Here is a 26,361-nt window from a genome sequence, read left to right on the forward strand (position 1 = left end):
GAACGTCAGCGGGCCCCGGGTGGTGCGCACACCACCCGGGGCGCCGAAGGACGCCGGTCAGTCCGCCGAGGACCAGACGGCGTTGTCGCGCGGCGTGTCGAACCGGTAGTCGGTCACCCGGGCGTCGAACAGCCGCCGGCCCAGGTCCGCCGCGGCACCCAGGGGGTTCCCGGGGTCCAGCCGCACGTCACCGCGGCTGTTGCCGATCCCGACGACGACGCCGACCAGGTCCTGCCGCAGGTAGCGGGTCAGCTCCTGGAACTGGGCCTGCAGCCCCAGCGTCGCGCCGCGGTAGCTCTCCTCGCAGGCGATGAGGACGCCGACCCGCTTGCCGGGAAGCCCGGCCAGCACCGTCCCGGAGCCCGGGTAGCCCTCGGACATGAAGCAGAACAACCGGTCGACGGCGCTCTTGAGCCGGGCGCTCATCCCGTACCAGTAGAGCGGCGTGGCCAGCACCAGCGCGTCGGCCGGCACCAGGTCGTCCAGCAGCAGCCGCTCGTAGCCGTCATCGATGCCGCAGCTGCCGTCGGCCCGCCGGCAGGTGCGGCAGTCGCGCAGCATCCCCTCGACGGCGTCGTCGAGGTGCCGGACGGTGACCTCGTGCCCGGCCTCCCGGGCGCCCGCGGCCGCGGCGTCGGCGAGCAGGGCGGAGTTCCCGTCCCGGCGGGGGCTCGCCTTGAGCACGAGGACCCTCATCGCGGTCTCCGCACGTGCGAGCCGCTCACGCGGGTTCCGCCTCGGCCGCCAGCACCGGCGGAGCCGCCGGGGCGGCCGGGCCGAACACCACCGACGGCTCCGGGAACAGCCGCAGCGCCAGCGGGTAGAGCGCCGCGGCGACGATCCCGGCGACCAGGAAGCCGACGTCGGTCCCCCCGATCAGGTCCGCACCGGGGCCGACGAACCAGGTGTTGGCGGAGAAGAGCAGACCGGCCGCCGTGGACAAGCCCCACACCGTCATGGCCGGCAGGTGGAACCCGTGCCAGAACCAGTAGATGCCGCCCTTCTCGCCGCGGTTGAACACCTGCAGGGCGTCGACGTCGTACCAGCCCTTCCGGCGGAAGTGGCCGATCGTCACCATCACGATCCACGGGATGGAGAAGCTGGCCAGCAGGGTGAGGAAGACGCTGACGCCGTCCTCGATGCCCTGGCTGAACTCACCGACGTAGACCAGCGCCGTCGCGACGACGCAGGCGAGCAGGGTCGCCTGCGTCCGGTTGAGCCTCGGGATGATCGCCGAGGTGTCCAGGCCGGTGCCGTAGGTGTTGATCACCGCCTGCGCCGTCCCGGACGCCAGGCCCATGTAGATCAGACCCGGCACGAACCACAGCGGGGCGGCGTCGACGAGGGCGAGCACGTACGGCGTCCCGGCGTCCGCGGTGCCGGCGGAGAACATCGCCGCGGAGGTGAACGTGCCCCACATGAAGGGCCCGCCCATCCCGAACAGGCCGCCGAGGAACAGCGACCGGACGATCGACCCGTCGGTGTGCAGCTTGGTCGAGATGTGCCGGGTCCAGTCGCCGGCATAGGCGCCGTACGACGCGACGGTCGATCCACAGATCAGCGCGGAGACCACCCAGGTGGCAGCGAGCGAGCCGAGGGCGTACTCCCCGGTGCCGGCGTAGGAGGCGTCGAAGTCGCGCCCGTAGACGAACAGGCCGACCACCATGACCAGCCCGGCCGTCGGGAGCATGAACCGCTGCGCGGCGACCATGTTGGCGTGCCCGAGGATCGACACCACGGTGACGATCACGGACAGGATGCCGTAGGCCACCAGCCGCGGGACCGTGTCGTCCTCGATGTCGAAGAAGGCCTGCAGGGCCCCGGCCAGTGCGTCCCCACCGGTCCAGATGCTCAGCGCGGCGAATGCCAGCGAGGCGGTGGCCTCGAGGAACGAGCCGATGAGCCGCCCGGCCACGCCGAAGTACGCGCCGCTGGAGACCGGGTTGTTGGTGCCCGTGCGCGGGCCCATCAGCCCCATCGGCGCGAGCAGCGCCGCCCCGAACGCCGACCCCACGACGACGGCGCTGGCCGCCTGCCACCAGCTGAGCCCGAAGCTGATCGGGAACCAGCCGATGATGATCAGGCTGAACGTCAGGCTGCCGCCGAAGAGGATGGCGCGGATGTTGCGGGGCCCGGAGTGCCGTTCCTCCTCGGGGATGTGCTCCACGCCGTACTGCTCGATCCGGCCGACCCGATCCTTGGAGCCGACCGGGAGCGGTGCGGCGGTGGTGCTCTCTCGGTTCACGTGCGCAACCCCTGTTCTCCGTCGACGAGCCACTGGAAGGGACGTAGGTGCCGGGGGTCGGCGGCGAAGAGGGTCTCGGGATGCCACTGCACCCCGAGCAGGCCGGGCCCCTCGATCGCCTCGATCACCCCGTCGGTGCTCCACGCGGTGGCGGTCAGCCCCTGGCCGGGGGAGTGCACCGCCTGGTGGTGGTGGGTGTTGACCTCGTCCAGCCCGCCGAGCACGGCCTCGGTGAGGCTGTCCGGCTCCGCCTTGACCCCGTGCCGGAGCGTCGCGTAGCCGCGGTCGTGCCGGACGTCGACGTGCGCGTCGAAACCGGCGGCCGGCAGGTCCTGGATCAGGCTGCCGCCGTGCGCCACGGCCATGAGCTGCGCGCCCCGGCAGATGCCCAGGGCCCGGATCCCCGACCGCTCCGCCCACCGCAGCGCCCGCAGCTCCACGTCGTCGCGCACCGGGTCGACGTGGTCGAGCGTGGTGGTGGTCGGGGCGCCGTACCGGGCGGGGGCGATGTCACCCCCGCCGGTCAGCAGCAGCGCCTCCACCGGGGCCAGCGCCCGGTCGAGGCGGTCGTCGCCGGGCCCGAAGGCCGCGGGCAGCACCACCGGGGTGCCGCCCGCGGCGAGCACGGCGTCGACGTACGCGCGCAGGAGTACGAGGGACCTGCCCTCGTGCCCCGCGACGAGGCCGACGATCGTCACAGGTTCAGCAGGTAGGCCGCACGCTCGCGGTCGGTCACCTCGAGGTTGGCGCGGTCCCACTCGGCGACCTTCATCTCCGCGTACTCGCGGATGAAGTTGGGGTGGAACACCTCGTGGGTGAGCGGGTCGGCCTCGAAGGCCTCGACGGCCTCCAGGAGGCTGCGCGGCAGGCTGTCGACCTGGGCCATGTAGGACAGGTCGTCGCGCGCCTCGCCCGGGTCGATGTTGTTGCGGATCCCGTCCAGCCCGGCGGCGAGCATGAAGGCGGCCGTCAGGTAGGTGTTGGCCGCGCTGTCCACGGCGCGGTTCTCGACGGCCGGACGGTTGGCCGGCAGCCGCAGCATGCAGGACCGGTTGTTGTAGCCGTAGCTGATCTTCGTGGGGGCCCACGAGATCTGGCCGTCGGCCAGCCGGGGGACCAGCCGGCGGTAGGAGTTCGTCGTCGGGTTGGCCAGAGCGGTCAGCGCGCGGGCGTGCTTGAGGATGCCGCCGACGAAGGCGTAGGTCAGCTTGGTCCAGGCATCGTTGCCCGTGCCCTCGCGGAAGACGTTCTTCCCGGAGTCGGCGTCCTCCAGGCTCATGTTGAAGTGCGCGCCGGAGCCCCACAGGTCCGCGAAGGGCTTGGGCATGAAGGTCACGAGCAGGCCGCACTCCTTGGCCGCCTGCCGGGCCATGAAGCGGAACAGCGTCAGCCGGTCGGCCGACTCGAGCACCGGGGCGTGCGCGAAGTCGAACTCGTACTGCCCCTCGCCGCCCTCGGCGTCGAAGCTGAACAGCCCGAAGTCCAGCTCCGCCATGTAGCTGGCCATCTTGTCGAGGAAGGGCAGCGAGTCGACCGTCGTCTCGACGTCGTAGGCGGGGGACGGCTTGATCTCACCGCTCTGCGCCATCGGGATCAGCTGGCGGCTGCCCTCCTGCAGCGACTCGGGCTTGAAGACGTAGAACTCCGGCTCCACACCCAGCTGGGCGACGAAGCCCAGCTCGGCGGCCGCCGCGACCTGCTTCTTCAGGATCGACCGCGGGCAGAGCGCGTAGGGCTCGCGGCCGCCCCAGGACATGTCCGCGACCATCCAGGCGACCCGCCGGTCCCAGGGGAGGACCTTCAGGGTGGAGAGGTCCGGGATGCCGGCGACCTCGTCCTCGACCGGGTCCATGACCCCGATGCCGCCCATGCCGCGCGGGGTGTACCGCTCGGACCCGGCCAGCAGGTTGGGCAGGTGGTCGATCGGGACCGTCTTGGACTTCGGCCGGCCCAGGACGTCGATCCAGCTGGCGAAGGCGTACTTCACGCCCTTGCCGGCCAGCTCCTGCGCGAGCCTGCGGTGCTCGTCGGTGATCTCGTTGACGGTGTCCATGTCGGTGTCTCCTGTCGGGAGCCCCGCCGGAGGGCGGGGGAGTCGGTGGGGGTGTGTCGAGGACGGCGATCAGGCGGGGAGGGCGTCCCCGGCCGGCTGTGCCGCGAGCGCCGCGGCCGCGTCGAGGAAGGGCTGGAGCGGAGCGCGGAAGCAGCCGGCACCGATCTGGCCGCCGGCCCGCCCGGCGATGCCGACGTCCATGACCGGGGTGATGCCGGTGGCCGCGACCCGCCGGGCGTCGATGCCGGCCGGCGTCCCCCGGTACTCCAGGAAGGGGATCCGGAACGTCGGGTGCTCGGCGACGGTGATCTCGTACATCTCGAGGTTGCGCTCGACCATGCGCTGTGGCGTGCCGCCCTGGTAGGCCTGCAGCGGGAACGCCGCGGCCTGGGCCAGCCCGCCGAGGCCGTTGACCTCGGTGATCGGGCTCTCGCCGCCCATGACCTCGATGTCGTCGGCGGTGAAGCCGGGGAAGAGCTGGTGGGTCTCCGGTGCCGGCAGCGGCCCGCGGAACCAGCGCGACCCCAGCCCGGACACGCGGATGCCGAACTCCCGGCAGGAGAACGCCATCGCGGTGACGACCGAGGAACCCGGCACGTCGTACGCCCGGTCGGCCATCGACTTGGAGGCGGCCATCGACAGGCGGAGGAAGAAGTAGTCGCCCGAGGTCATGTAGTCGGTCAGCGCCCGGGCGTGCGGTGACGCCAGGTCGAGCAGGGCCGGCACGAGCTCGCGGAGGAACAGCAGCGACGCGGCGGTGTTCCGGCTGTGCAGCTCGTCGCCCTGGCGCAGGGCCCGCTCGATCAGCGGACGCAGCGGGATGCCGCCCTCGACGGACCGGACCGCCTCGCCCAGCGTCGGGCCGATCACGTCGGCCAGGAACTCGAGGTTCTGCTGGACGTCGGCGTCGTAGAGGCCGTAGTTGAGCCGGGCCTTGGTCTCGCCCTCGAAGAGCGTGCAGTGCCCGCGGTGGCCGCTGTGCTCGTCCTCGACGACGAGCACGGGCATGGACGCGGTGGTGACGCCGGCCAGCGAGCCGACGGTGGCGAAGTCGTGGCAGCCGGCGACCCGGATGTCGCCGTTGGCGAGGGCCTTCTCGGCCGCCGCGAGGTCGGGGGCGAGGCCCTCGTAGACCGCTCCGCCGGCGATGGCCCGGCGCTGGCCGCCGGTGTACTCCGACCAGGGGAGCGGCGGGCCGGAGGTGAGAACGGTGTCCTTCGTCATCCCGGGCAGGACGTCGATCGCCGGCCGGACGTCGACCAGCCGGGGTTGCCCGTCGAAGAGTCGCTGCACGGCTTCGCGGTTGGCCGCCTCGATCCGGGCGTCGGGGTCGTGCACGTGGGCCTCCAGGTTCTCGCCGGTTGCCACGGCGGAGGCGGCAGCCGGCTGTGCGTTCAGGCGTGCGGTGTGCAGGGGTGGAGCGGTGCGCCGCGGTGGATGTCGGCCACGGGCGGTCGGAGCGCGCGGGCCCCTCCGGCGTGGTGCCAAACCGTTTTGCTCACGGCATCGTGGCGATGCGTCGGGCACGTGTCAAGCACCACTCCGGCGGGACGCGGATGCCCCGATCGGTACCGCCGCCCGGGGTGCGTGTAGGCGCAACAGGCCGGAAACAGGGCCGTAACCAGCGGGAATGCAGGCAGGTCGCGCGCGGGGGTGCGGTGACGTCGGCGCACGAGGGGGGACGGTCGACAGGCTGTGCCCGCCGACGGGGGTCAGTGGAGGAGCTTGAGTCCGACCACGCCGCCGACGATGAGCGTCAGGCACAGGAGGCGCAGGGCGGTCACCGGTTCGCCCAGCACGACCATCCCGTAGGCCGCTGTCCCGACGGCGCCGATGCCGACCCAGATCACGTAGCCGGTGCCGACCGGCAGCTCGCGGAGCGCGTAGGCGAGCCCGGCCATGCTCACGACCATGCCCACGGCCCAGATCGTCACCGGGATCGGGCGGGTGAAGCCCTTCGACTCCGCGAGCGCGACGGCCCAGACCGTCTCGAACAAGCCGGAGATCACCAGCACGACCCATGCCATGGCGGGGAGGTTAACGACTGATCACGATTTCGCGACGAGGGATCGTCTCTCGTCCCGTTCGCCCACGATCCTTGCCGGATCTCGCTACCGCAGCCTAGTTTTCGGTTCGAAAACTCGCTCCCGTTCTGGGAGTCACCTGCGAACCCGGGAGATCCACGTGCGCATCCTGTACTCCACGGCAGCAACCGCCCGCGGGGGCCGCGACGGCGAGGTCGTCAGCGACGACGGCATCCTCGACCTCGAACTGGCCTCGCCCGTGGAGCTGGGGGGACCCGGCGGGGACAGGACCAACCCCGAGCAACTGTTCGCCGCGGGTTACGCCGCCTGCTTCTCCTCGACGCTGCAGCACGTGGCAGGCAAGCGCGAGCTGGATGTCGCCGGCCTCGAGGTCACCGCGAAGGTGGGCCTGGCCCACGAGGGCGGCGTGTCCGACCTGGCGGTCACCCTCGTCGTCGCCTTCCCGTCCTCGGTCACCGCGGAGCAGGGCGAGGAGCTCGTGGAGGCGGCCCACCAGATGTGCCCCTACTCGCGGGCGACGCGCGGCAACGTGGAGGTCACCCTGCAGGTCGCCGAGCGCATCTGAGCCTGCTGCAGCTCCGCAGGGCCTCCCGGCGCGTCCGCCGGGAGGCCCTCGCCTCCGCAGCACCGAGGGGCGGATATCGAGACGGATGGCAGCTTCCTTCCTCGATCTCGATCCAGACGACTCTCATGGCATTGACTTCCGAAGCGCGCCGCACCTAGCGTCCAGCGCACCCATCCCCCCGTCCGGCCGCTGGACCTGGTCGTCGGTCCTGTGCCGCGCCCGACGTCCGCTCGCCCGAACCGGTCCCTCAGGAAGGAATCCCGCATGCGCGTCCTCTACGTGAACCCGCTGCCCGAGGGGGGTAACCCGGCCATCGACGCGCTGGCCTACGGGCTGGCCGCGGCGGTGCGTCAGGCCGGCGGCGAGACCCGGGTGCTGACGACGGACTTCCGTCTCCCGGACATCGGCAAGCAGACCGCGGACGCCTTCGACGCCGCGGTCGCCGCGGGCGTCGACGCCATCGTCATGTACGCCCTCGACCCCACCCAGCCGGCCGAGGCCGCCGCCCGCGCCCGCGCCGCCGGTGTGCGCGTCGTGTCGCTGGTCCAGCCCGACTTCGAGGTCGACGGCGCCGTGCTGTACCCGAACTTCAACCAGGGGCTGTTCATGGCCACCTGGCTGGCCGCCCGGCTGACCCGGGAGGACCGGATCGGCATCATCGGCGGCCCCGGGACCGCCGACGACAACGAGGAGGTCGCCGGCCTGCTGTACGGCTTCCGCCGGGCCGGGATCCCCGTCGTCAACGACCCCGGGCTCGCCGAGTGGCGCAACATGACCGACGTCGCCGACGGCGGGCACGAGGTGGCCGTGCGCCTGCTGGCGCAGCACCCCGAGATCACCGCCCTGGTGCCCTACAACGACGAGTCCATGCTGGGCACCCTCCGCGCGCTGGACGGCGACCCCCGCCTGGGCCGGCTGCCGATGGTCTCGCGCAACGCCGCCCCCAAGGCCGTCCAGGCGGTTCGTGACGGCCTCACCTCCGGCACCTGGGACATCGAGCCGACCGGCATCGGCTGGGCCGCGGGCGCGCTGGCCGCCCGCGTGCTGAACGGCGACGCCGCGCCGGGCGAGCTGGTCATGAGCCCCGTCGGCCGGATGGTGCACGCCGGCAACCTCGACACCTGGAAGCCGTGGGAGCAGCGCGTGGACTGGCGTCCGCTCGTCCACGGGCTCGACTGAGCTGACCCACGAGGAGGAGAAGACAGTGCGCGTGTTGTTCGTCAGCCCCATGGCCTACGGCTCCAACCAGGCCGTGGACGCCCTCGGCCACGGCCTGGAGAGCCGGCTGGCCGCCGACGGGATCGACTGCCGGGTGATCCACCCGGACTTCCGGCACGACAACTGGCTGGAGGCCTACGGCGAGGCCGTCCGGGCCGGTGCCGAGTCCGGTGTGGACGCGATCGTCGTCTGGGTGATCGACGCCGGTGAGCCGGCCGAGGCCGTGGCCTACGCCCGCAGCAAGGGCATCAAGGTCGTCACCCTGGAGAAGCCGCGGTTCCCGGTGGACGCCTCGGTCGTCTACCCGAACTTCAACCACGGCGTCTACATGGCCGAGTCCCTGGCCGAGATGCTCGAGCCCGGGGCCGAGGTCGCCGTCGTCGGCGGTCCGGACGTGGTGGACGACATCGAGCTCATGCTCGGGATCACCTACGGCGTGAAGTGGGCCGGCCTGCGGCTGGTCAACGACCCGGAGGACCCGCGCTACAAGAACATCACCGACGTCGCCGAGGGCGGCCGGGAGAAGACGGCGAACATCCTCGCCGACTTCCCCAAGCTCGACGGGCTCATCCCGTACAACGACGAGACCATGCTCGGCGCCGTCCAGGCGCTGGAGGAGGCCGGGCGGCTCGGCGAGGTCAAGATGGTCTCCCGCAACGGCACCCCGAAGGCCGTCGACCTCATCCGCCGCGGCATCCACCACGGCACCTGGGACCCGGACATCCCGGGCATCGGCACCACGGTCGGCGACCTGCTCGCCCGGCACTTCCTGCACGGCGAGCCGCTCGACGGGCAGGTCTTCGTCAGCCCCATCGGCCGCATGATCACCGCCGACAGCCTCGACGCCTGGGTGCCCTGGGAGCAGCGCGTCACCTACAACGAGCTCAAGGGGCTGGACGCATGAGCACCGGCCGCATCCTGGTCATCGGCGGAACCGGCGCCACCGGCGCCGAGGCGGTCCGCCACCTCCTCGCCCGTGGCGCGCAGGTCCGCGTCGTCACCCGCGACCCGTCGGCCGCGGCGGACAACCCGGCGCTGCAGGGCGCCGAGCTGGTCGCGGGTGACTCCTCCCAGCCGGAGACGCTGAAGGAGGCCTTCGAGGACGTCGAGAAGGTCTACCTGGTCCCGCCGACCCACCCGGGCTGGGACGAGACGCAGTCCGCGATCATCGACATGGCGGCGGCCGCGGGCGTGCGGCACCTGGTCAAGCTCTCCGTCTTCGAGGCCGACCCGGACGAGCCGTCGCTGATCCTGCGCTTCCACCACCGCGGCGAGCAGGAGATCGAGCGCCACGGGATGGCGTTCACCCACATCCGGGCGAACTCCTTCTTCCAGAACGTGCTGCTGCTCGACGCCCCGGCGGTGCAGGCCCAGTCCTGCTTCTACTCGTGCGTGGGCGACGCCAAGTTCGCCAAGATCGACGCCCGCGACATCGGCGAGGTCGTGGCGAAGGTGCTGACCGAGCCCGGTCACGAGAACCGGACCTACGAGCTGACCGGGCCCGCCGCGCTGAGCTACGACGACATCGCGGCCGAGCTCAGCCGGGCCTGCGGCCGGGAGATCCGGTACGTGGACATGCCGCCGGAGGACTACGCGGCCCTGCTGACCTCGGTCGGCGTCCCGCAGTGGCTGGCCGAGGAGTTCGCCACCCTCTACGGCCGGGGCAAGCAGCGCGCCGGGGCCAGCGCCCGGACCACCTCCACGGTGGAGGACCTCCTCGGCCGGCCGCCGCGGTCGTTCGCCGACTGGGCCCGCGAGCACGCCGACCTCCTGCGCGCGGTCTAGCTCCACCCCTGACCCGGGTCTCCCGGTCGCGCGTCGGGCGCGGCCGGGAGACCCGTTCCATCCCGCCCGCGTCCTCCGGTCGCCGGCACCGAACCGAAGGAGAGGCCCCATGACGGCCCAGCCCCGCGTCCTGGTCATCGGCGGCACCGGCGGCACCGGCAGCGAGGCGGTCGCGCACCTCCTCCGCCGGGGCGCGCAGGTGCGCGTGGTCAGCCGCGATCCCGAGCGGGCCCGCACGCTCCCCGCCCTGGCGGGGACCGAGGTGGTGGCGGGGGACTCCTCGCGACCGGAGACCCTGGCGGCCGCGTTCCAGGGGGTGGACAAGGTCTACTACGTCCCGCCGACCCTCCCGGGGTGGGACGAGGTGCAGTCGGCGACGGTGGCCCTGGCGGCCGACGCCGGCGTCCGGCACTTCGTGAAGATGTCGGCGATCGGGGTCGCCGCCGACGAGCCGTCGATGAGCCTGAGCTTCCACTGGAAGGGCGAGCAGGACGTCGAGCGGTCGGGGATGGCCTGGACGCACATCCGCCCCAGCTCCTTCTTCCAGAACGTGCTGCTGCTCGACGTTGCGTCGCTGCAGAACGAGAACCGGATCTACGCCCCGCTGGGCGACGCCCGGGTGGCCAAGCTCGACACCCGGGACATCGGTGAGGTCGTCGCCGTCGTCCTGACCGAGCCCGGGCACGAGAAGCGGGCCTACGAGCTCACCGGGCCGGCCGCGCTCAGCTACCCGGAGATGGCCGACGTGCTGAGCGAGGCGCTCGGCCGGCGGATCGAGTACGTGGACCTGACCGCCGACGAGTACGAGGCCCACCTGGTCGCGACCGGCTGGCCGGAGTGGGTCGCCGTCGAGTTCGCCTCGATCTACGGCCGCGGCTTCTACCGGGCAGGCGGCAGCAGCTTCGTGACGACGACGGTCGAGGACCTGCTGGGCCGCGCGCCCCGCTCCTTCGCCGACTTCGCCGCCGACCACGCGGACGTCATCCGCGGCTGAAGGCGGTTCGGGCGGGGCCGGTCGGCGGGGAGTCCGCCGACCGGTCCCGTCGTCATGCCCCCTGCAGCGAAGGGGTGAGGGCGGCGAGGGCCCGCGACGGGCTGGGGCGGCCGAGCTGCCCGGCCAGCCAGAGACTGGTGCGGGCGAGCGCGGGCAGGTCCACGCCGGTGTCGATGCCGAGGCCGGACAGCTGCCAGACGAGGTCCTCGGTGGCCAGGTTGCCGGTGGCGCTGCCGGCGTAGGGGCAGCCGCCGAGCCCGCCGGCGGAGGCGTCCACGGTGGTGACGCCGTGCTGCAGGGCGGTCAGCGTGTTGGCCAGCGCCTGCCCGTAGGTGTCGTGGAAGTGGACGGCGAGCCGGTCGACGCCCAGCCCACCGCGCCCGAGCAGGTCCAGCAGGGCGGCGACCTGCCCGGGGGTGCCGACGCCGATGGTGTCGCCGAGGCTGATCTCGGTGCAGCCGAACTCGGCCAGCCGCAGCGTGACCTCCGCGACCTGCCCGAGCGGGACCGCGCCCTCCCACGGGTCGCCGAAGCACATGGAGACGTACCCGCGCACCGGCAGCCCGGCGGCGCGGGCCTGCGCGACGACGGGGGCGAACATCTCCAGCGACTCGGCGACGCTGCGGTTCAGGTTGCGCCGCGCGAAGGACTCGGTGGCCGAGGCGAACACCGCCACCTCGCGCGCGCCTGCCGCGACGGCCCGCTCGAGCCCCTTCTCGTTGGGCACGAGCACGGGGGCGCGCGGCGGCTGGTCGTCCCCGAGCAGCTCGAGCAGCTCCTCGGCGTCGCCGAGCTGGGGGATCCACCGCCGCGGCACGAAGCTGGTCAGCTCGACCGTGCGCAGCCCCGCGGCGACCAGCCGGCGCACGAACTCCGCCTTCACCGCGACCGGCACGACCGCCGACTCGTTCTGCAGCCCGTCGCGCGGGCCCACCTCGTAGATCTCGACCCGCTCGGGCAGGCCGGGCAGCCGCGTGCTGGCGACCCCGCGCGCGGATGGGCCGGTCTCAGGGGTCGCCACCACGTCCACCTCCAGTGCTCGCCCGCGGCTCGGTGGCCGGCGGTCATCAACTGCCCGGCACGTTAACGCACGTTCACGCCGGTGTCGTCCACGACCTGCGCAGACCGGTCACCCGAGAGGCGGCTGCGCCCGGCCGCGCCCGCTGCCCTCGGTCAGGGCGCTCAGCAGGGGAGCGACCCGGTAGGGAACCGGCGTGCTGAGCGCGATCTCCGTGGCCGTGCGCAGCACCCCGGGGACGGCCAGCACGTCCTGCAGCACCGCCTGCAGTTCCGGGTGGCTGCGGGCCGCGATCCGGACGACCAGGTCGCTGCGCCCCGTCGTCGCGTTCACCTCCAGCACGTGGGCGCGCGAGCGCAGCTCGTCGATGACCGCCTGCAGCGCGCCCTGCGCCAGCTCCAGGTGGACGAAGGCCACCACCGCCAGGCCCAGGCGTGCCAGGTCGACCCGGGCGCCGAAGCCCTCCAGCACGCCGGCGTCCGTCAACCGGGTCAAGCGCGCCTGGACGGTGTTCCGGGCGACGCGCAACCGGGCGGCCAACTCGCTCATCGGCAGCCGCGGATCCGCGTCGAGCGCGGCCAGCAGTTCGGCGTCGAGCCGGTCGATGCTGCTCACCTCGTTCACTTCCTGGCACCTCCTTCGATGTGAGCTGATCGATCTGACAGGCAGTTCAAAAGGATCTTGACGGCTTTGCGCAGGTCCGGTCAACGTGCACGTGACCTGGACCACTGGGAGGACCCGCATGACCGAGACCCTGCCGCGCCCCACCGACCCGTCCGGTACGGCCCACACCGACGCGGGGGGCTACACCCTGGCGGACCGGTACCGCCCCGGGGCGCGTCCGGTGCTGCTGACCGGGGTGCAGGCGGTCGCGCGCCTGCTGGTGGAGCAGCACGCGCGAGACGCGCGTGCCGGATGGCGCACGGCCAGTCTCGTGTCGGGCTACCCGGGCAGCCCGCTGGCGGGCCTCGACAAGACCCTCATGGGCGTACCCGCGCTCCGGGAGGAGCACGGGGTGCACCTGGTGCCGGGGCTCAACGAGGAGCTCGGCGCGACGGCGGTGTGGGGCAGCCAGCTCGAGCCGCCCCAGGGCCGCCGCACCCACGACGGCGTCGTCGGGGTCTGGTACGGCAAGGGCCCCGGCCTGGACCGCAGTGGCGACGTGCTCCGGCACGCATCGCTCTACGGCGCTCACCCGCGCGGCGGCGCCCTCGTGCTGACCGGCGACGACCCGGGAGCGAAGTCCTCGACGGTGCCCTACGTCAGCGAGCGGACCCTGGCCGCCCTGGGCATCCCCGTGCTCTACCCGCGCAGTGCGGCGGAGATCGTCACCCTCGGTCTCCACGGCGTCGCCCTGTCGCGGGCCTCGGGCTGCTGGGTCGCCCTGAGGATCGTCGCGGACGTCGCCGACGGCCTGTTCACCGTGGACGAGGACTTCGGCGCTCTGCAGATCACCGTCCCCGCGCTCGAGTGGCAGGGGCGCCCGTGGGCCTACCGGCAGCGGGTGATGGCCGCGCCGGCGGACAGCCTGCTCGCCGAGGAGGACCTCGTCGGACCGCGGTGGTCCATGGTGGAGGCCTACGCCGCGGCCAACCCGCTCGACGTCGTCGAGGTGGACCCGGCGCGGGCGTGGCTCGGCATCGCCGCACCGGGTGCGCAGTTCGACGCGGTGCGGCAGGCGCTGCTGGACCTCGGGCTGGACGACGCCGCGCTGCACCGGACCGGGATCCGCCTGCTGCGGATCGGCATGCCCTATCCCCTGGGCGGTGCCACGTTGCGCCACTTCGCGCGGGGCCTGGACGAGCTCCTGGTGGTGGAGGAGAAGGCGCCGTTCATCGAGACCCAGGTCCGGGATCTGCTGTACGGCACGGCGCGGGCACCCCGGGTGCTGGGCAAGCGGGGGCGGGACGGCGAGGTGCTCATCCCGGCCGGGGGCGCCGTCACGGCCGACCGCCTGACGGGCGCGCTGCGGAGCCTCCTCCACGGCCTGGAGCTCGCTGCTCCGCGGGCGCCCCGCCGGCCGCTGACGCTGTCGATCACCCCGGTGCAGCGGGCCCCGTACTTCTGCAGCGGCTGTCCGCACAACCGGTCCACGGTGCTGCCCGAGGGCTCGATCGGGGGCGGCGGGATCGGGTGCCACACCATGGTGACCCTCGCCCCGCGCGAGACGTCACAGGTGACGGGGCTGACCCAGATGGGCGGTGAGGGCGCGCAGTGGATCGGGCAGGCGCCGTTCACCGACGTCCCGCACATCTTCCAGAACATCGGCGACGGCACCTACTTCCACTCCGGCCAGCTGGCCGTGCAGGCGTGCGTCGCCGCCGGGGTGAACATCACCTACAAGATCCTGTTCAACCAGGTCGTGGCGATGACGGGAGCGCAGCACGCGCAGGGCGCGCTCGAGGTGCCCGCGCTCACCCGCAAGCTGCACGCCGAGGGGGTCGAGAAGATCATCGTCTGCGCCGAGGACCCCCGCCGGTACGGGCGGCAGGCGCGGTTCGCGCCCGGCACGCTGGTCTGGGACCGCGACCGCCTCGACGAGGCGCAGCGGCTGCTGCGGGACGTCCCCGGGGTGACCGTCCTCATCTACGACCAGCAGTGCGCGGCCGAGGCCCGCCGGTTGCGCAAGCGCGGCCAGCTGCCGGCACGCACGACACGGGTGGTGATCAACGAGGCGGTCTGCGAGGGCTGCGGCGACTGCGGGGTGAAGAGCAACTGCCTGTCCGTGCAGCCGGTGGAGACCGAGTTCGGCCGCAAGACCAGGATCGATCAGACCTCGTGCAACACCGACTACAGCTGCCTGGACGGGGACTGCCCCTCCTTCCTCACCGTCGAGCTGCCCCGGTCGGCGGCCGCGGCCCGGCGCACCCCGCCGGCCGCTCCCGCCGTCCCCGATCCGCAGCTCCCGCAGCCCAGCCCGACCTTCGAGGTGTTCCTCGCCGGGATCGGCGGCACCGGGATCGTGACGGTCAACGCGATCCTGGCCACGGCCGCGCTGCACGAGGGCCTGCGCAGCGTCGGGCTGGACCAGACCGGCCTGTCCCAGAAGGCGGGGCCGGTCACGTCGCACCTGCGTCTCACCCGCGAGGACGCCGCCGCCCCGGCCAACCGGGTCAGCGCCGGCTCCGCCGACGTCGTGCTCGCCTTCGACCTGATGGTCGGCAGCGACGCCAGGTACCTGCCGCTCGCCGCCCCGGACCGCACGACGGTCGTGGCCTCGACCAGCCGCACCCCGACCGGCGAGATGGTGTACGACCCCAGCGTCCGCTACCCCGACGAAGGCGCGATGCTGGCCCGCCTGTCCGGGGGCGCCCGACGGACCGAGAGCCTCGACGCGCTCGCCGCCGCCGAGGCGCTGTTCGGGTCCACGGAGGTCGCCAACCTGCTGCTGGTCGGGGCGGCGTTCCAGGCCGGTGCGCTGCCGATGTCCGCCGCGTCGCTGGAGAAGGCGATCGAGCTCAACGGCGTGGCCGTGGCGCTCAACCTGGCTGCCTTCCGCTGGGGCCGGGTCAGCGTCGCCGACCCCGCCGCCTTCGCGGCGGCGACCCGCCCGGCGGCCCGCACCCGCCCGCTGCCGGACGGCAGCGCCTTCGTCGAGGGACGCGCGCTGGCGGAGGAGACCCGGCGGCTCACCGCGATCCGCGCCGCCGGGATGGCGGACCACTCCGGGCCGCGCGCCGGGCATCGGTACGCCGAGCTCGTCGAGCGGGCCGCGCTGGCCGAGCGCCGGGTGGGGGACCGGACCGCGTTCAGCGAGGCGGTGGCGCGTGGCGCTCACCGCCTGGGCGCCTACAAGGACGAGTACGAGGTGGCTCGGCTCCTCACCGATCGCGGTCTCGAGCAGGAGGCGCTGGCCCAGGTGCCCGGGGCGACGTCGCTCACCTACCGGCTGCACCCGCCCGCGCTGCGCTCGGCCGGGCTCGACCGGAAGATCGCGCTCGGCCCGGCGTTCCGGCCCGCGCTGCGGGTGCTCGCGCGCGCGAAGCGGCTGCGGGGCACGCCGCTGGACCCGTTCGGGTTCGCGCGGATCCGCCGGATCGAGCGAGCGCTCGCCGCGGAGTACACCGGGACGATCGACCGTCTGGCCGCCCAGCTGGATGCCGACTCCTACGACACGGCGGTCGCCGTCGCGGAGGCGGCCGAGCTGGTCAGGGGCTACGAGGGCGTCAAGCTCGCCAGCGTCGAGCGATACCGGCAGCACCGCGCGGAGCTGGGGGTGCCGCTGGGCGACGAGGTGCTGCGCCTGCTGCCGGCTCAGGACTGAACGCCCGGCGGCGGAGGGCGATCGCCGGGCGCGCTCGGCGTCCCGGCGCGGCACCCGCCACCCGCTGCAGCACGATCGGGCCGGTCACCGGCGTCCACCAGGTCGGACGGCCGTCGATCTTGACGTCGCCCGCAGCTCCGTGGCTGGATGGGCCACCTCACACAGCGGGCGTGGCGGGGGTGCGATGCAGCAGGCGGCGCGCGCTCTTCCGTGCGGCGCACGCGCTCCCCGGATCAGCGAGTAGTGGTGCCGCTCGATCCGCCGGCCCGCCGGTGCCGACGGCTCCGTGCCGATCCGGGGCAGGGGGCGCGGGCGCCCCCGGGGCGGCGGATCGGCACGTCCTCGTTCGTGCGGCAGCAGGCGCCTCCGCCCGCTCCGCCGCGGTAGCGGCGCTCCCGCGGCTCGATCCGACTCTGCCCCGGCATGCCCCTGCCGGACGACCTGCTCAGCACTCCCTGACTGGAGAACACACTCGATGACCACGACTCCTGACCCGGCCGGCGCGACCGTTCCCCTGTGGAGGCGCGGAGCGTCCGAGCTGGCCGAGCTGATCGCGAAGGGGGCGGTGACCTCCCTCGAGGTCGTGGACGCCCATCTGGAGCGGATCGACGCCGTCAACCCGCATGTGAACGCCGTCGTCCGCGTCCTCCGGGACGAGGCGCGGGCCGCGGCGCGGGAGGCCGACCGTGCGGTCGCGGAGGGACGTCCGCTGGGCCCGCTGCACGGCGTCCCGTGCACGATCAAGGAGAACGTCGACGTCGCCGGTACCCCGACGACGGACGGCATCCCCGCCCTCGCCGATGCGGTGGCGGCGCAGGACGCTCCGCTGGTGGAGCGGCTCCGGGCGGCCGGCGCGATCCCGATCGGCCGGACCAACATGCCCGACTTCGCGCTGCGCATCCACACCGACTCGAGCCTGCACGGCCTCACCCGCAACCCGTGGGACTCCTCGGTCACCTCCGGCGGTTCCAGCGGCGGGGACGCGGCAGCGCTGGCGGCGGGGATGACCCCGCTCGGCATCGGCAACGACATCGGCGGCTCGTTGCGCAACCCCGCGCACGCCTGCGGGATCGCCTCGATCAAACCGACCACCGGGCGGGTTCCCGAGGCGCACGCCAACGAGCCCTTCGACGCCGGCCTGAGCGTGCAGCTGATGCAGGTCAACGGGGTGATGGCGCGCACCGTGGCCGACGTGCGGCTCGGCCTGTCCGTCATCGCCGGCCCGCACGTCCGGGACGCGACCACGGTCCCCGTGCCGCTGGACCTGCCGCGTCCGGAGGGACCGCTCCGGGTCGCCCTGATCGCCACGCCACCCGGCGGGGACACCGATCCGGGTGTCGAGGACGTCGTACGGCGGGCCGGGGACACGCTCCAGGCGGCCGGTTACGAGGTCGAGGAGGTCGTCCCGCCGATGTACGAGGAGGCCCTGGACGTCTGGGGGCGGTGGCTGTTCACCGACGTCCGCGCGCTGCGCCCGGTGCTCCAGCAGTTCATGGGCCCCGACGGCATGCGGTTCCTCGATCTCATCGAGCCGCTGTATCCGGAGCAGACCGTCGAGACGCTCGTCCAGACCTTCGTCCAGCGGCGCACGATCGCCCGGCTGTGGGCGGAGTTCCTGGCCCGGTATCCGCTGGTGCTCTCCCCGGTCTGGACCCAGCCGGCGTTCAAGCACGGCTTCGACATCGAGAACGCGGACACCGCGGCGGCGACCATGCGGCTGCTCCGTCCCGTCATGCCCGCCAACCTGCTCGGCCTGCCCGCAGCCGTCGTCGCCGGCGGGACGACCGGGGGACTCCCGGTGGGTGTCCAGGTCCTGGGGGACCGCTTCCAGGAGCTGCTGTGTCTGGAGGCCGCCGAAGTGATCGAGCACGAGGTGGGGGTGCTCACGCCCATCGACCCGGTGCACTGACGACCGGTCCGGCCCCGGGGCATCGGGACCCGGCCCCATGCCCCGGGGGCGGACAGCCGTGTCGATCACTCCGGACGACGGGAGAGACGGTGACGGCGCACCGAGCGCCCGGTCGGCGGAGAGCCGGCTACCTCCCGGGCTGCCAGCAGGCGAACCCGAGCCCGGTCACCGCGTGGTGGAGGGGGAGGTAGTCGACGACCTGAGCGGGCAGACCGGGGAAGGCGCCCGCCACCGTGATCCAGGAGCGGATCTCGCCGCTGCCGCCCCGGAGCGTGTCGGAGTCGAACTCGAACAGCCTGGTCAGTTCCTCTCCGCGGCCTTCCGCGATCCGGCTCAGCACCCAGGTGTCCAGCCGCTGGTCGATCCAGCCGGCCCGCGGCCCCAGCGGGTCGTGCGACAGCCCGCCCGATCCCAGGATCGCGATCCGCTCCGGCCTGCCCTCGGCGATCTCCCGGAGGGCCGCGCCCAGGTCGTAGCAGCGTCGCGCCGACGGAAGCGGGTCGTGGTAGGCGTTGAGGAAGATCGGCACCACCGGGATCCCTGCCTCGGCCACGCCCAGGACGTGCGCCGGGCGGGTGAACGCGTGCCCGATGCCCTCGGGGCGGCTGAGCGGCCGGAGCTCGGTCATGACCGCGGGGTCGAAGCCGCGCCGCGTGAGCTCGGCGGCGACGTGGGCCCCGAGCTCGCCGGCGCACTTCAGCTGTACCCGTTGGTCGAGGCCGGGCCGGTCGCGGAAGCGGGGCAGGGTGCTGCCCGACACCTCGGCGCCGCAGAAGACGGCGAGGGTCGGGTTGAACGCCGGGCCGAAGACCTCCTCCTGGTCGTCCCCGACGATCACCAGGACGTCGGGGCGTGCCGCGGCCAGCGCCTCGCGCAGCGCGGTGAAGCCTGCGTCGATCCGCTGCCGGGCGACTGCGTTGGTCTGCGGGGTCTCGGCGTCGGCGGTCCGGGGCTGGGGGACGTCGCCGGCCACCATCCGGTAGGCGGCCGGCCAGTGCTCGACCGGCAGGAGCATCGCGGGGGCGTGCGACGAGGCCAGTCCCAGGACGAGCATCAGCTCGCTCCTCCGCCGGGCACCGTCACGTACACCCGCCCGTCGAGGACGGTGACCGGGTAGGCCCGGACCGGGAGGAGGGCGGGGAGGGAGCGGGCCCTGCCGGTCTCGAGGTCGAACCGGGCCCAGTGCAGCGGGCACTCGACCTGGCAGTCCTTCACCTCGCCCTCGGCCAGCGACGCCGTGGCGTGGCTGCAGGTGTCGCTCAGCGCGTAGAACCGGCCCTCGTCGTTGAACACCGCCACCGGCTCGGGCAGCTCGTCCGACTCGACCCGGAGGCCCTCCCCGACGGGGACGTCCTCCACCCCGCACACGTACACCTGGGTCATCGACGACACCGCGGACACCGTCAACTCCTCACCGGTTCAGGCGTCCACGCGGCGACTGCCATCCCCATCATCGCTCGGTAGAAGGGCTGGTACTCGACGAAGGCGGCGGGTTCTGCTCCGAGGGCACCCAGCAGGGCGATCCACGCACGCAGCTCGATCTCGCCGTGCTCCAGCAGGTCGGCGTCGGTCAGCCGGGCGAGCGTGTGCCCCTCACCGCGTTCGACCAGGTCCAGGACGACCCGGTCGAAGTCCGTGTCGATGGCCCCGTGCGTCCGCGGGCCCCGATAGGCGGCCCAGGGATACCCGGCGGTGAAGTGCGACCAGCCGCCGGAGGCGTAGACCGCCACCCGCTCGCCGGCCGGCCGTGCGCGCACGACGCGGGCCAGCAGCTGTCCGAACTGCTCGCACCGCCACGGCTCGACCGCCGGGTGGTGGACCGCGTTGAGGAACACCAGCACGACCGGGAGGTCGGCGCGGGGCAGCAGGTCCGCCAGCACCTGCGCGTGGGCGTGGGAGCGCAGCTCGTCGTTCTCGAACGAGCCGAGGGACGCGATGTCGAACCCCTCGCGCACGCCCTGCTCGAGGAGCGCCGTCGCGAGCTCGCGGTGGACCGGGTACGGCACCTCGCTGGTCGCCAGCGGGTTGGCCAGTGTGAACGAGGTGCCGACGTGGACGGCCAGTTGCGGGACGTTGGCGGTGCTGAAGTTCTCGTCCTGGTCGTCGCCGATGACGACCAGGACGTCCGGCCGACGATCGGCCAGCACGGTGCGCAGGCGGTCCAGTCCACCGCGGATGCGCGCGTACCCCTCCCGGTTCATGGCCAGGGTCTCGTCGTGCACGCCGTCCTGCACCGGCGGCAGCACCCCGCTGCGCCGGTGCAGTATCTGGCGGTTCCGCTCCCGGAAGTCGTCCCACCGCTGAGGTTCCATGAACGCGAACGCGTGCGACGACGCGAGGCCGGCGACGATGCTGCCCACTGCACTTCCTCCCGGTGGTCGACTCCGCTCAGGCGGCCCGCGCGGGCGCCCGCCCGAACAGGGTCCTGAGGAGCTCGTAGACCTGCTGCGGCTGGTCCGTCTGCGCCTGGTGGCCGGCGCCGTCCACCACGGAGAAGGGCACCTGCGGATAGCGCTCGCGCATGCCGGCACCGAGCGAGCCCAGCGGGGCGGTGCGGTCGTCGGCGCCCCAGATGATCGACCAGGGGACGGTGAGCTTGGCCAGGCGCGGACCGACCTCGAACACCTGCTGCTGGTCGGCGTCCTCGGTGAGGAGCGTGCGGTAGTGCCACAGCGAATCGAGCATCTCCCGGTGCCCGGGCAGCGATGCCACCGCGAACCGGGCCTCGACGAGTTCCTCGGTGAGCTGCGCGGGGTCGTTGACGATCGTCTCGAGGAACGCGACCAGGGACGCCCGGGAGCCGTCGAACCGGGGCAGCGGCACCGCGCGCCCGTCATCGCGCAGGCCGACCGCTGAGGCGAGGGTGGCCGTGCCGATCGTCCCGACCTGCTCGACGCGGGCCGGGTGGTCGAGTGCGTACTTCACCGTCACGTAGGCGCCCTGCGAGTTGCCGACGAGGCGCACCTGCCGGAGGCCGAGGACGTCGACGAACCCGGCGAGGTGCTCGACGAGAGTCTGGAACGAGTAGTCGATCAGCGGCTTGTCGGTGTGACCGGAACCGATCAGATCGACGGCCAGCACGCGGAAGTGCCGCGCCAGCAGGGGCAGGACCCGCGCCCAGCCGCTGGCCCCCGACGCCCCCGGGCCGCCGCCGTGCACCAGCACGACGGGGTCGCCCTCACCCGCCTCGACGTAGTGCGTCCGGACGCCGTGGACCGTCTCGCTCAGCGCCCGCACCTGGGGCACCACGACGGACCGGGAGCGGAACGGCGTGCCCTCGGCGACGCTGGCGGCCGCGGTCATGCCGCCGCCAGGAAGTCCAGGGCGACCCGGTTGAACTCTGCCGCGTGCTCGATCTGCGCCCAGTGCCCGCAGCGGCGGAAGACGTGCAGGCGGGAGTCCGGGATGTCGCGCAGCAGCTGCAGAGCGATCTCCAGGGGGTTCACCCGGTCCTCCCGGCCCCACACGATGAGCGTCCTCGCCCGGATCCGGGAGAACTCGTCGGTCTGGTCCCGCCACGGCGCCGTGGAGCGCGCCGCGGCGTCCCGGTGGGACTCGTTGCGCGCCGCCCGCACTCGTTCCTCCAGCGCCTCCCGCGGCAGCAGGGCGGGGTCGAACAGCATGGTGTCCACCAGCGCTTGCATGGTCTCGACGCTCGGGTTCGCGCCCGCCTCGGCCAGCCGCCGGTGCCCCTCGGTCGGCTGCGGCACGACCACGGTGCGCGTCATCCCCGCTGCGCCGACGAGGACGAGCCGCTCGGTCCGCTCGGGGTGGTCGACGGCGAAGGCCATGGCCGTCGTGCCGCCCATGGAGTTGCCGACGAAGCTGGCGCGCTCGATGCCGAGGGCGTCCATCAGGTCACGGAGCGCCCGGGCCCGGACCGTCGTGGCCGGTTCGGCGTCGAAGACCACCGACTCGGACCCGCCGAACCCCAGCATGTCCACCAGCAGGGTGCGGTGCTGCTCCGCGAAGGGCCCGAGGTTGCCGCTGAAGTTGGACCACGCGGTGGCCCCGGGGCCGCCGCCGTGCAGCATGATCACGGCCGGGCCCTGCCCCGCCTCGTGGTAGTGGACGCGGTAGGGCCCGGCCTGGACGGAGTGGCTCGTGCCCTCCTCGCTCAGCGTCGCCACGACCTGCGTCATGCGTGTCCTCTCTCGTGCAGCCGCCGGGCGCACCGCCGGCCCCCGTGCGGGGGCCGGCGGTGCACGTACCGGCATCAGAAGAAGATGGCGATGCCGCGGGGCAGGACCGTGGCGTCGAGGTGGACCTCGCGCCGCGCGATCTTCCAGCCGCCGTCGACCCGGCGCAGCCGGTCCCGGCGCCGGCCGGCCCACCACGCCTCGTCGCGGAGCTTGCGGGCCTGGCGGACGGTGAAGGCGCTGAGCACTTCGACCTCGTCGGGCTCGGGCCCCTCGTCCACCACGACGTTGCTGATGAGGTGGCAGGTCATCGACACCGGGGTCTCCACGTGCGAGTACCCGGTGGCGTCCTTGCGGACCCGGACCGTCAGCATCTGCTTGTCGTCCTTGATGACGGGGTGGCCCGCCGGCGCCACGTCCCCCTGGACGTACTCCCGCAGGGGGACGAGGTACTCGGCGTCCTCGGTGAAGAGGTCCAGCCAGTCCTCGAGGCGGTGCTCGTCGAGGATGTGCGCCTCCCGGTACAGGAAGTCCTCGACCTCGCGCTTGAGCTCCCAGTTCACCGATGTCGTCATCGTCAGCTCCGCTCCATCATCTCGAGCCAGAACCGGTAGAACTGGCGCTGGTTGACCTCGCTGGGGTTGGGGCCGAGGTTCCCGGGGAGGCCCTTGGGGCCCTCGTCCTCGTGGCCGAGCTGCAGGCCGTAGTGGAACGGGCGCCGCCAGCTCCGCGCCGGCTTGCCGGCCTCGACCATCCGCTCGAAGTTCTCGACGTCGTCGGGGGCGATCACGCCGGCCCCGTGCTGACCCTGGTAGACCCGCTGCACCGCGAGGTCCTTGACCACCTGGGGTGCGTCGCGCTCGACCATGGTCCACTGCCAGCACTCGTGCTCGACCGGCCCGCGCGGGTGGAACATCTGGAAGTGGCGGCCGAGCATGGGCGAGAAGAAGCCCATCAGCGCCATGTTGGGGTAGACCAGCCCGTTCATGAAGCTGTACGGCTTGACCGGTCGACCCTGGGCGAGCTCGAGGAGCTTCTCCCTCCGGTACTCCACCCAGTCGACCGCCTCGGGGCCCAGCTCCTGGGCCTCGGCGAGGTCCCGCTTGAACAGCGAGTCGTTGTCGGCCACGACCATGCCCATGCCCATGGGCGCGCCTCGGCCGTTGCCACCGGCGCTGCCCTCGTACATCGGCCCGTCCGTGGTCCCGGGGTAGGTGATGATCGGGATCCGGACCCCCTGCTCCATGAAGTCCTGGATCATGGCCAGCCAGGAGACGTGGGTCGCGGAGTACACGTGGTAGTCGTCGCCGATGAAGTTCTCGCAGACGAGCTTCCAGTTGCCGGGGGAGCGGTACCGGTGCCAGCCCGGCAGCATCTCCAGCCCGCCGAGCGGGGTGGAGAGCACGAAGTTCTCCAGCCACCAGCGCGCGTCCGCATCCAGCCAGCTCTCGAAGGCGGGGGCCGAGCGGTCGAAGGTCGCGAACAGCAGCCCGTGGAAGTTGACGACCTGCGCGACCGGCTCGAGTCCCCAGGCCGCCTTGTCCAGCTCTCCCCGGTAGAGCATCTGCTCCATCGGCGCCCCGGTGAGCGCGCCGTCGAGACCGAAGCTCCAGCCGTGGTACGAGCAGGTGAACCCCTTCACGTTGCCGCGGTCGAAGAGGCAGACCTGGTTGCCGCGGTGCGAGCACTTGTTCACGAGGACGCGGATCTCGCCCTGGGCGTCCCGGACGACGATGACGGGCACCTCGCCCATGTAGTTGGTGATGTAGTCACCGGGCTTGCGGACCATGTCCTCGTGGCCGACCACCAGCCAGGCGCGGTCGAAGACCCGCTCGGCCTCGACGCGGTAGACCTCCTCGTCGAAGTGGATGGCGGGTGCGACCAGCCCGTGCTCCCAGTCGACGATCTCCCGCAGCGCGTCGACGGTCCGCGCGGAGGTCCCCGCCCGGGGCCGCGGCGGCGCGCTGCCCGATGCGGCCGGCTGCGCGCCGGGATCCTGCCACCGCGTGGCGGTCGGTAGGCCGGCGTCCGGTGTGTCCGTGCCGGTGCCCTCGACGGTCGACATGGCCCCAGCTCCCTTCGAACGGATCTCGCCGGACGGCGGCCGCGGCGGCCGCGGAGCGCTCGGCGTGGCGTGTGGGAGCAGGACGCTATGGCGTGCATCACAGTGGTGTCCATAGAATAGTTCGGATTGCAGCTATTCACGACGCGCATTGATCTGCGTTGACGCGGTCGAGGGGCTGCCCTGGAACCAGCCCGGATCCGCCCGACCACCAGGAGCGTTCATGGCCGTCCCCGACCCCGTTCGTCACCGCGGCAGGACGCGGTTGCCCTCCTCCGCCGAGGGCCCGCGGTGACCGCGTGGACAGTGGACCGGGCCGCTGCCGAACTGCTGTCCTGCGAGGACACGCGGCGCGAGCGCGGGCCGATCACCGAGGAGTGGCCGGACCTCGACCTCGAGAGCGCCTACGCCGTCCAGGACGAGGTGCTGCGCCGGAGACTGGAACGCGGCGAGCGGCTGGTGGGGGTGAAGCTGGGGCTGACCTCGCGGGCGAAGCAGGCGCGGATGGGGATCGCGTCCCCGCTGACCGCGTGGCTCACCGACGCGATGGTCCTGCCGGCCGGCGTGCCCGTGCCCCGGGAGCGGTTCATCCACCCCCGAGCCGAGCCGGAGATCGTGTTCGTCCTCGGCCGGGAGCTGCGCGGCCCGGGCGTGACGGCGGCCGTGGCGCTGCGGGCGGTGGACGCGGTGTACGCGGGGATGGAGATCATCGACTCCCGCTACCGCGACTTCCGGTTCACCCTGCCCGACGTCGTCGCGGACAACGCGTCGTCGGCCGCCTTCGTCACCGGCCCGGTGCTCCGCTCGCCGTACGGCCTGGACCTCTCCCTCGAGGCCTGCCGGCTGGAGGTGGACGGCCAGGTCGTCGACTCGGCCGCCGGAGCCGCCGTGCAGGGCCACCCGGCCGAGGCGCTCGCCCTGGCGGCCAACTCGCTCGGCGCCCGGGGGCTTGCGCTGCAGCCCGACTGGCTCGTCCTCACCGGCGGGATGACCGACGCCGTCGCCGTCGAGCCGGGACACAGCGTCGCCGCGCACTTCACGTCACTGGGCTCGATCACCCTCGCCGGAGGCTGAGCGGCACGGGATCCCGGGTGGGTTGGGATCCCGTGCCGGCCTCATGCCCTCACTTCAGCGCGTACCCCGCGTCCACGGTCATGGCGGCACCGGTGACGTACCGGCTGTCGTCGGAGGCCAGGAACACGACCATCCTGCTGACGTCGACCGGGTCGATCCACGGCACGGGCAGGAGGTTGAGCGCCACGTAGGGCGACTCCGGCGCCTCGGCGTCCGCGCGGGTCGGCTCGTCGAGGTAGGGCATGAACAGCTTCATGATCGAGGGGTTCTGGATCATCGGCGTGTCGACCTGGGTCGGCAGCACCGCGTTGACCCGGATCCCGTGGGGCGCCAGCTCGATGGCCAGCGTCTCGGTCAACCCCAGGATGCCGTGCTTGGTCACCACGTAGTGACCGAGGTTCGGGACGGCGCGCTTGGCCGTCGAGGAGCTCGTCAGGATGAACGAACCACCCCGGCCGCCCTGGACGACGTGCGGGATGGCTGCCTTGACCGTGTGGAACGCGCCGGTGAGGTTGACGTCGATCACGTCCCGCCACGTCGCCTCCTCCATCTCGGCGATCGGGCTCATGGAGGCGATCCCGGCGTTGACGCAGACGATGTCCAGACCGCCCAGCTGCGCGACGGCGGCGTGGACCTCGGCGGTCAGGGCCGGCAGGTCGCGGATGTCGACCTGGTGGGTGGTGATCCGCCGGTCGAGCTGTTCCACCAGCTTCGCGGTCTCGGCCAGGTCGTCCGGTGTGGACAGGGGGTAGGGCACGCTGTCGATCTGGGCGCACAGGTCGATCGCGATGATGTCCGCCCCCTCGCTCGCCAGGGAGACGGCGTGGGAACGCCCTTGGCCTCGTGCCGCGCCCGTCACCAGGGCCACCTTTCCTTCCAGCTTCGACATCGCGGGCAGCTCCTCTCGACAGGGGATCTCGTGCGGGTGGCTCCGGGGTCCGGAGAGCGCCGCGCGCGACGACGCAGGAGAGGGACGCGGAGAAGACGGCG

24 protein-coding genes are annotated in these 26,361 nt (G+C 72.9%); 8 read left to right on the top strand and 16 right to left on the bottom strand.

Translation table 11 applies throughout. The annotated features are described in order from the left end of the window. Positions 1-57 precede the first annotated feature (57 nt). The 6 genes from BMZ50_RS15045 to BMZ50_RS15070 all read right to left on the bottom strand — a co-directional run bounded on the left by BMZ50_RS15045 (position 58) and on the right by BMZ50_RS15070 (position 6,325). The gene (locus tag BMZ50_RS15045) at positions 58-696 is read right to left on the bottom strand and encodes an NAD(P)H-dependent oxidoreductase (protein WP_091326054.1); all 639 of its coding nucleotides are present in this window, start codon (positions 694-696) and stop codon (positions 58-60) included. Positions 697-721: 25 nt separating this feature from the next. Continuing rightward, the gene (locus tag BMZ50_RS15050; RefSeq protein ID WP_177212809.1) at positions 722-2,245 is read right to left on the bottom strand and encodes a purine-cytosine permease family protein; all 1,524 of its coding nucleotides are present in this window, start codon (positions 2,243-2,245) and stop codon (positions 722-724) included. Further along, complete coding sequence (locus BMZ50_RS15055) at positions 2,242-2,943, bottom strand: gamma-glutamyl-gamma-aminobutyrate hydrolase family protein (RefSeq protein WP_177212810.1); 702 nt, start codon at positions 2,941-2,943, stop codon at positions 2,242-2,244. Before BMZ50_RS15055 ends, BMZ50_RS15050 begins: the two co-directional genes overlap by 4 nt. Further along, positions 2,940-4,298 (bottom strand): glutamine synthetase family protein, encoded by a 1,359-nt coding sequence (locus BMZ50_RS15060; RefSeq protein WP_091326059.1) that lies wholly within the window; start codon positions 4,296-4,298, stop codon positions 2,940-2,942. The genes BMZ50_RS15055 and BMZ50_RS15060 overlap by 4 nt, the downstream gene beginning before the upstream one ends. A 69-nt stretch (positions 4,299-4,367) precedes the next feature. Next, positions 4,368-5,666, bottom strand: coding sequence for a YlbE family protein (locus BMZ50_RS15065; RefSeq protein ID WP_218146270.1), 1,299 nt, complete (start codon positions 5,664-5,666; stop codon positions 4,368-4,370). 344 nt (positions 5,667-6,010) lie between these two features. After that, positions 6,011-6,325: a DMT family transporter gene (locus tag BMZ50_RS15070; protein WP_091326065.1), complete on the bottom strand. Its 315-nt coding sequence runs from the start codon at positions 6,323-6,325 to the stop codon at positions 6,011-6,013. A gap of 157 nt (positions 6,326-6,482) precedes the next feature. On the opposite strand from BMZ50_RS15070, the gene BMZ50_RS15075 reads away from it, so the two are divergent. The 5 genes from BMZ50_RS15075 (at position 6,483) to BMZ50_RS15095 (ending at position 10,905) form a co-directional block, all read left to right on the top strand. Beyond that, the gene (locus tag BMZ50_RS15075; protein WP_091326068.1) at positions 6,483-6,908 is read left to right on the top strand and encodes an organic hydroperoxide resistance protein; all 426 of its coding nucleotides are present in this window, start codon (positions 6,483-6,485) and stop codon (positions 6,906-6,908) included. 264 nt (positions 6,909-7,172) lie between these two features. Then, the gene (locus tag BMZ50_RS15080; RefSeq protein WP_091326070.1) at positions 7,173-8,087 is read left to right on the top strand and encodes a sugar ABC transporter substrate-binding protein; all 915 of its coding nucleotides are present in this window, start codon (positions 7,173-7,175) and stop codon (positions 8,085-8,087) included. Positions 8,088-8,112: 25 nt separating this feature from the next. Next, positions 8,113-9,030: a sugar ABC transporter substrate-binding protein gene (locus tag BMZ50_RS15085; RefSeq protein ID WP_091326073.1), complete on the top strand. Its 918-nt coding sequence runs from the start codon at positions 8,113-8,115 to the stop codon at positions 9,028-9,030. Continuing rightward, positions 9,027-9,911 (top strand): SDR family oxidoreductase, encoded by an 885-nt coding sequence (locus BMZ50_RS15090; RefSeq protein WP_091326074.1) that lies wholly within the window; start codon positions 9,027-9,029, stop codon positions 9,909-9,911. The genes BMZ50_RS15085 and BMZ50_RS15090 overlap by 4 nt, the downstream gene beginning before the upstream one ends. A 109-nt stretch (positions 9,912-10,020) precedes the next feature. After that, on the top strand, positions 10,021-10,905 hold the full coding sequence (locus tag BMZ50_RS15095) for an SDR family oxidoreductase (RefSeq protein WP_091326076.1): 885 nt from the start codon (positions 10,021-10,023) through the stop codon (positions 10,903-10,905). A gap of 52 nt (positions 10,906-10,957) precedes the next feature. Here BMZ50_RS15095 and BMZ50_RS15100 read toward each other — a convergent pair whose 3' ends face one another. Together BMZ50_RS15100 and BMZ50_RS15105 are read right to left on the bottom strand one after the other, a co-directional pair. Further along, entirely contained in the window at positions 10,958-11,926 is a 969-nt protein-coding gene (locus tag BMZ50_RS15100; protein ID WP_218146272.1) for a hydroxymethylglutaryl-CoA lyase, read from the bottom strand. Positions 11,927-12,034: 108 nt separating this feature from the next. Beyond that, positions 12,035-12,547 (bottom strand): Lrp/AsnC family transcriptional regulator, encoded by a 513-nt coding sequence (locus BMZ50_RS15105; RefSeq protein ID WP_218146273.1) that lies wholly within the window; start codon positions 12,545-12,547, stop codon positions 12,035-12,037. A 118-nt stretch (positions 12,548-12,665) separates the two neighbouring features. Between BMZ50_RS15105 and BMZ50_RS15110 the strand changes: the two genes are divergently transcribed. Both BMZ50_RS15110 and BMZ50_RS15115 read left to right on the top strand, forming a co-directional pair. Next, positions 12,666-16,187: an indolepyruvate ferredoxin oxidoreductase family protein gene (locus tag BMZ50_RS15110; RefSeq protein ID WP_091326080.1), complete on the top strand. Its 3,522-nt coding sequence runs from the start codon at positions 12,666-12,668 to the stop codon at positions 16,185-16,187. 475 nt (positions 16,188-16,662) lie between these two features. Continuing rightward, complete coding sequence (locus BMZ50_RS15115; protein ID WP_091326081.1) at positions 16,663-18,096, top strand: amidase; 1,434 nt, start codon at positions 16,663-16,665, stop codon at positions 18,094-18,096. 127 nt (positions 18,097-18,223) lie between these two features. Here BMZ50_RS15115 and BMZ50_RS15120 read toward each other — a convergent pair whose 3' ends face one another. The 7 genes from BMZ50_RS15120 to BMZ50_RS15150 form a co-directional block, all read right to left on the bottom strand. Then, positions 18,224-19,150, bottom strand: a complete 927-nt coding sequence (locus BMZ50_RS15120) for a DODA-type extradiol aromatic ring-opening family dioxygenase (protein ID WP_091326083.1) — start codon at positions 19,148-19,150, stop codon at positions 18,224-18,226. Beyond that, positions 19,150-19,497, bottom strand: coding sequence for a bifunctional 3-phenylpropionate/cinnamic acid dioxygenase ferredoxin subunit (locus BMZ50_RS15125; protein ID WP_245753668.1), 348 nt, complete (start codon positions 19,495-19,497; stop codon positions 19,150-19,152). Before BMZ50_RS15125 ends, BMZ50_RS15120 begins: the two co-directional genes overlap by 1 nt. A 2-nt stretch (positions 19,498-19,499) precedes the next feature. Beyond that, positions 19,500-20,456 carry a DODA-type extradiol aromatic ring-opening family dioxygenase gene (locus BMZ50_RS15130; RefSeq protein ID WP_091326085.1) on the bottom strand — a complete coding sequence of 319 codons (957 nt, stop codon included), beginning with the start codon at positions 20,454-20,456 and terminating at the stop codon, positions 19,500-19,502. A 28-nt stretch (positions 20,457-20,484) separates the two neighbouring features. Continuing rightward, positions 20,485-21,399 (bottom strand): alpha/beta fold hydrolase, encoded by a 915-nt coding sequence (locus BMZ50_RS15135; RefSeq protein ID WP_091326087.1) that lies wholly within the window; start codon positions 21,397-21,399, stop codon positions 20,485-20,487. Continuing rightward, complete coding sequence (locus BMZ50_RS15140; protein ID WP_091326090.1) at positions 21,396-22,238, bottom strand: alpha/beta fold hydrolase; 843 nt, start codon at positions 22,236-22,238, stop codon at positions 21,396-21,398. The genes BMZ50_RS15135 and BMZ50_RS15140 overlap by 4 nt, the downstream gene beginning before the upstream one ends. A 74-nt stretch (positions 22,239-22,312) precedes the next feature. After that, positions 22,313-22,810, bottom strand: coding sequence for an aromatic-ring-hydroxylating dioxygenase subunit beta (locus BMZ50_RS15145; RefSeq protein WP_091326093.1), 498 nt, complete (start codon positions 22,808-22,810; stop codon positions 22,313-22,315). 2 nt (positions 22,811-22,812) lie between these two features. Further along, a complete protein-coding gene (locus tag BMZ50_RS15150; protein WP_091326095.1) occupies positions 22,813-24,300 on the bottom strand; it encodes an aromatic ring-hydroxylating oxygenase subunit alpha in 1,488 nt (495 codons plus the stop codon). 288 nt (positions 24,301-24,588) lie between these two features. Between BMZ50_RS15150 and BMZ50_RS15155 the strand changes: the two genes are divergently transcribed. After that, on the top strand, positions 24,589-25,371 hold the full coding sequence (locus BMZ50_RS15155) for a 2-keto-4-pentenoate hydratase (RefSeq protein WP_091326097.1): 783 nt from the start codon (positions 24,589-24,591) through the stop codon (positions 25,369-25,371). 49 nt (positions 25,372-25,420) lie between these two features. Here the strand turns inward: BMZ50_RS15155 and BMZ50_RS15160 are convergent, their stop codons facing one another. Then, positions 25,421-26,260, bottom strand: a complete 840-nt coding sequence (locus tag BMZ50_RS15160) for a mycofactocin-coupled SDR family oxidoreductase (RefSeq protein ID WP_091326099.1) — start codon at positions 26,258-26,260, stop codon at positions 25,421-25,423. Between the last annotated feature and the right edge of the window lie 101 nt (positions 26,261-26,361).

The sequence above is a fragment of the Geodermatophilus ruber genome (assembly GCF_900114385.1).
GTDB lineage: Bacteria > Actinomycetota > Actinomycetes > Mycobacteriales > Geodermatophilaceae > Geodermatophilus > Geodermatophilus ruber.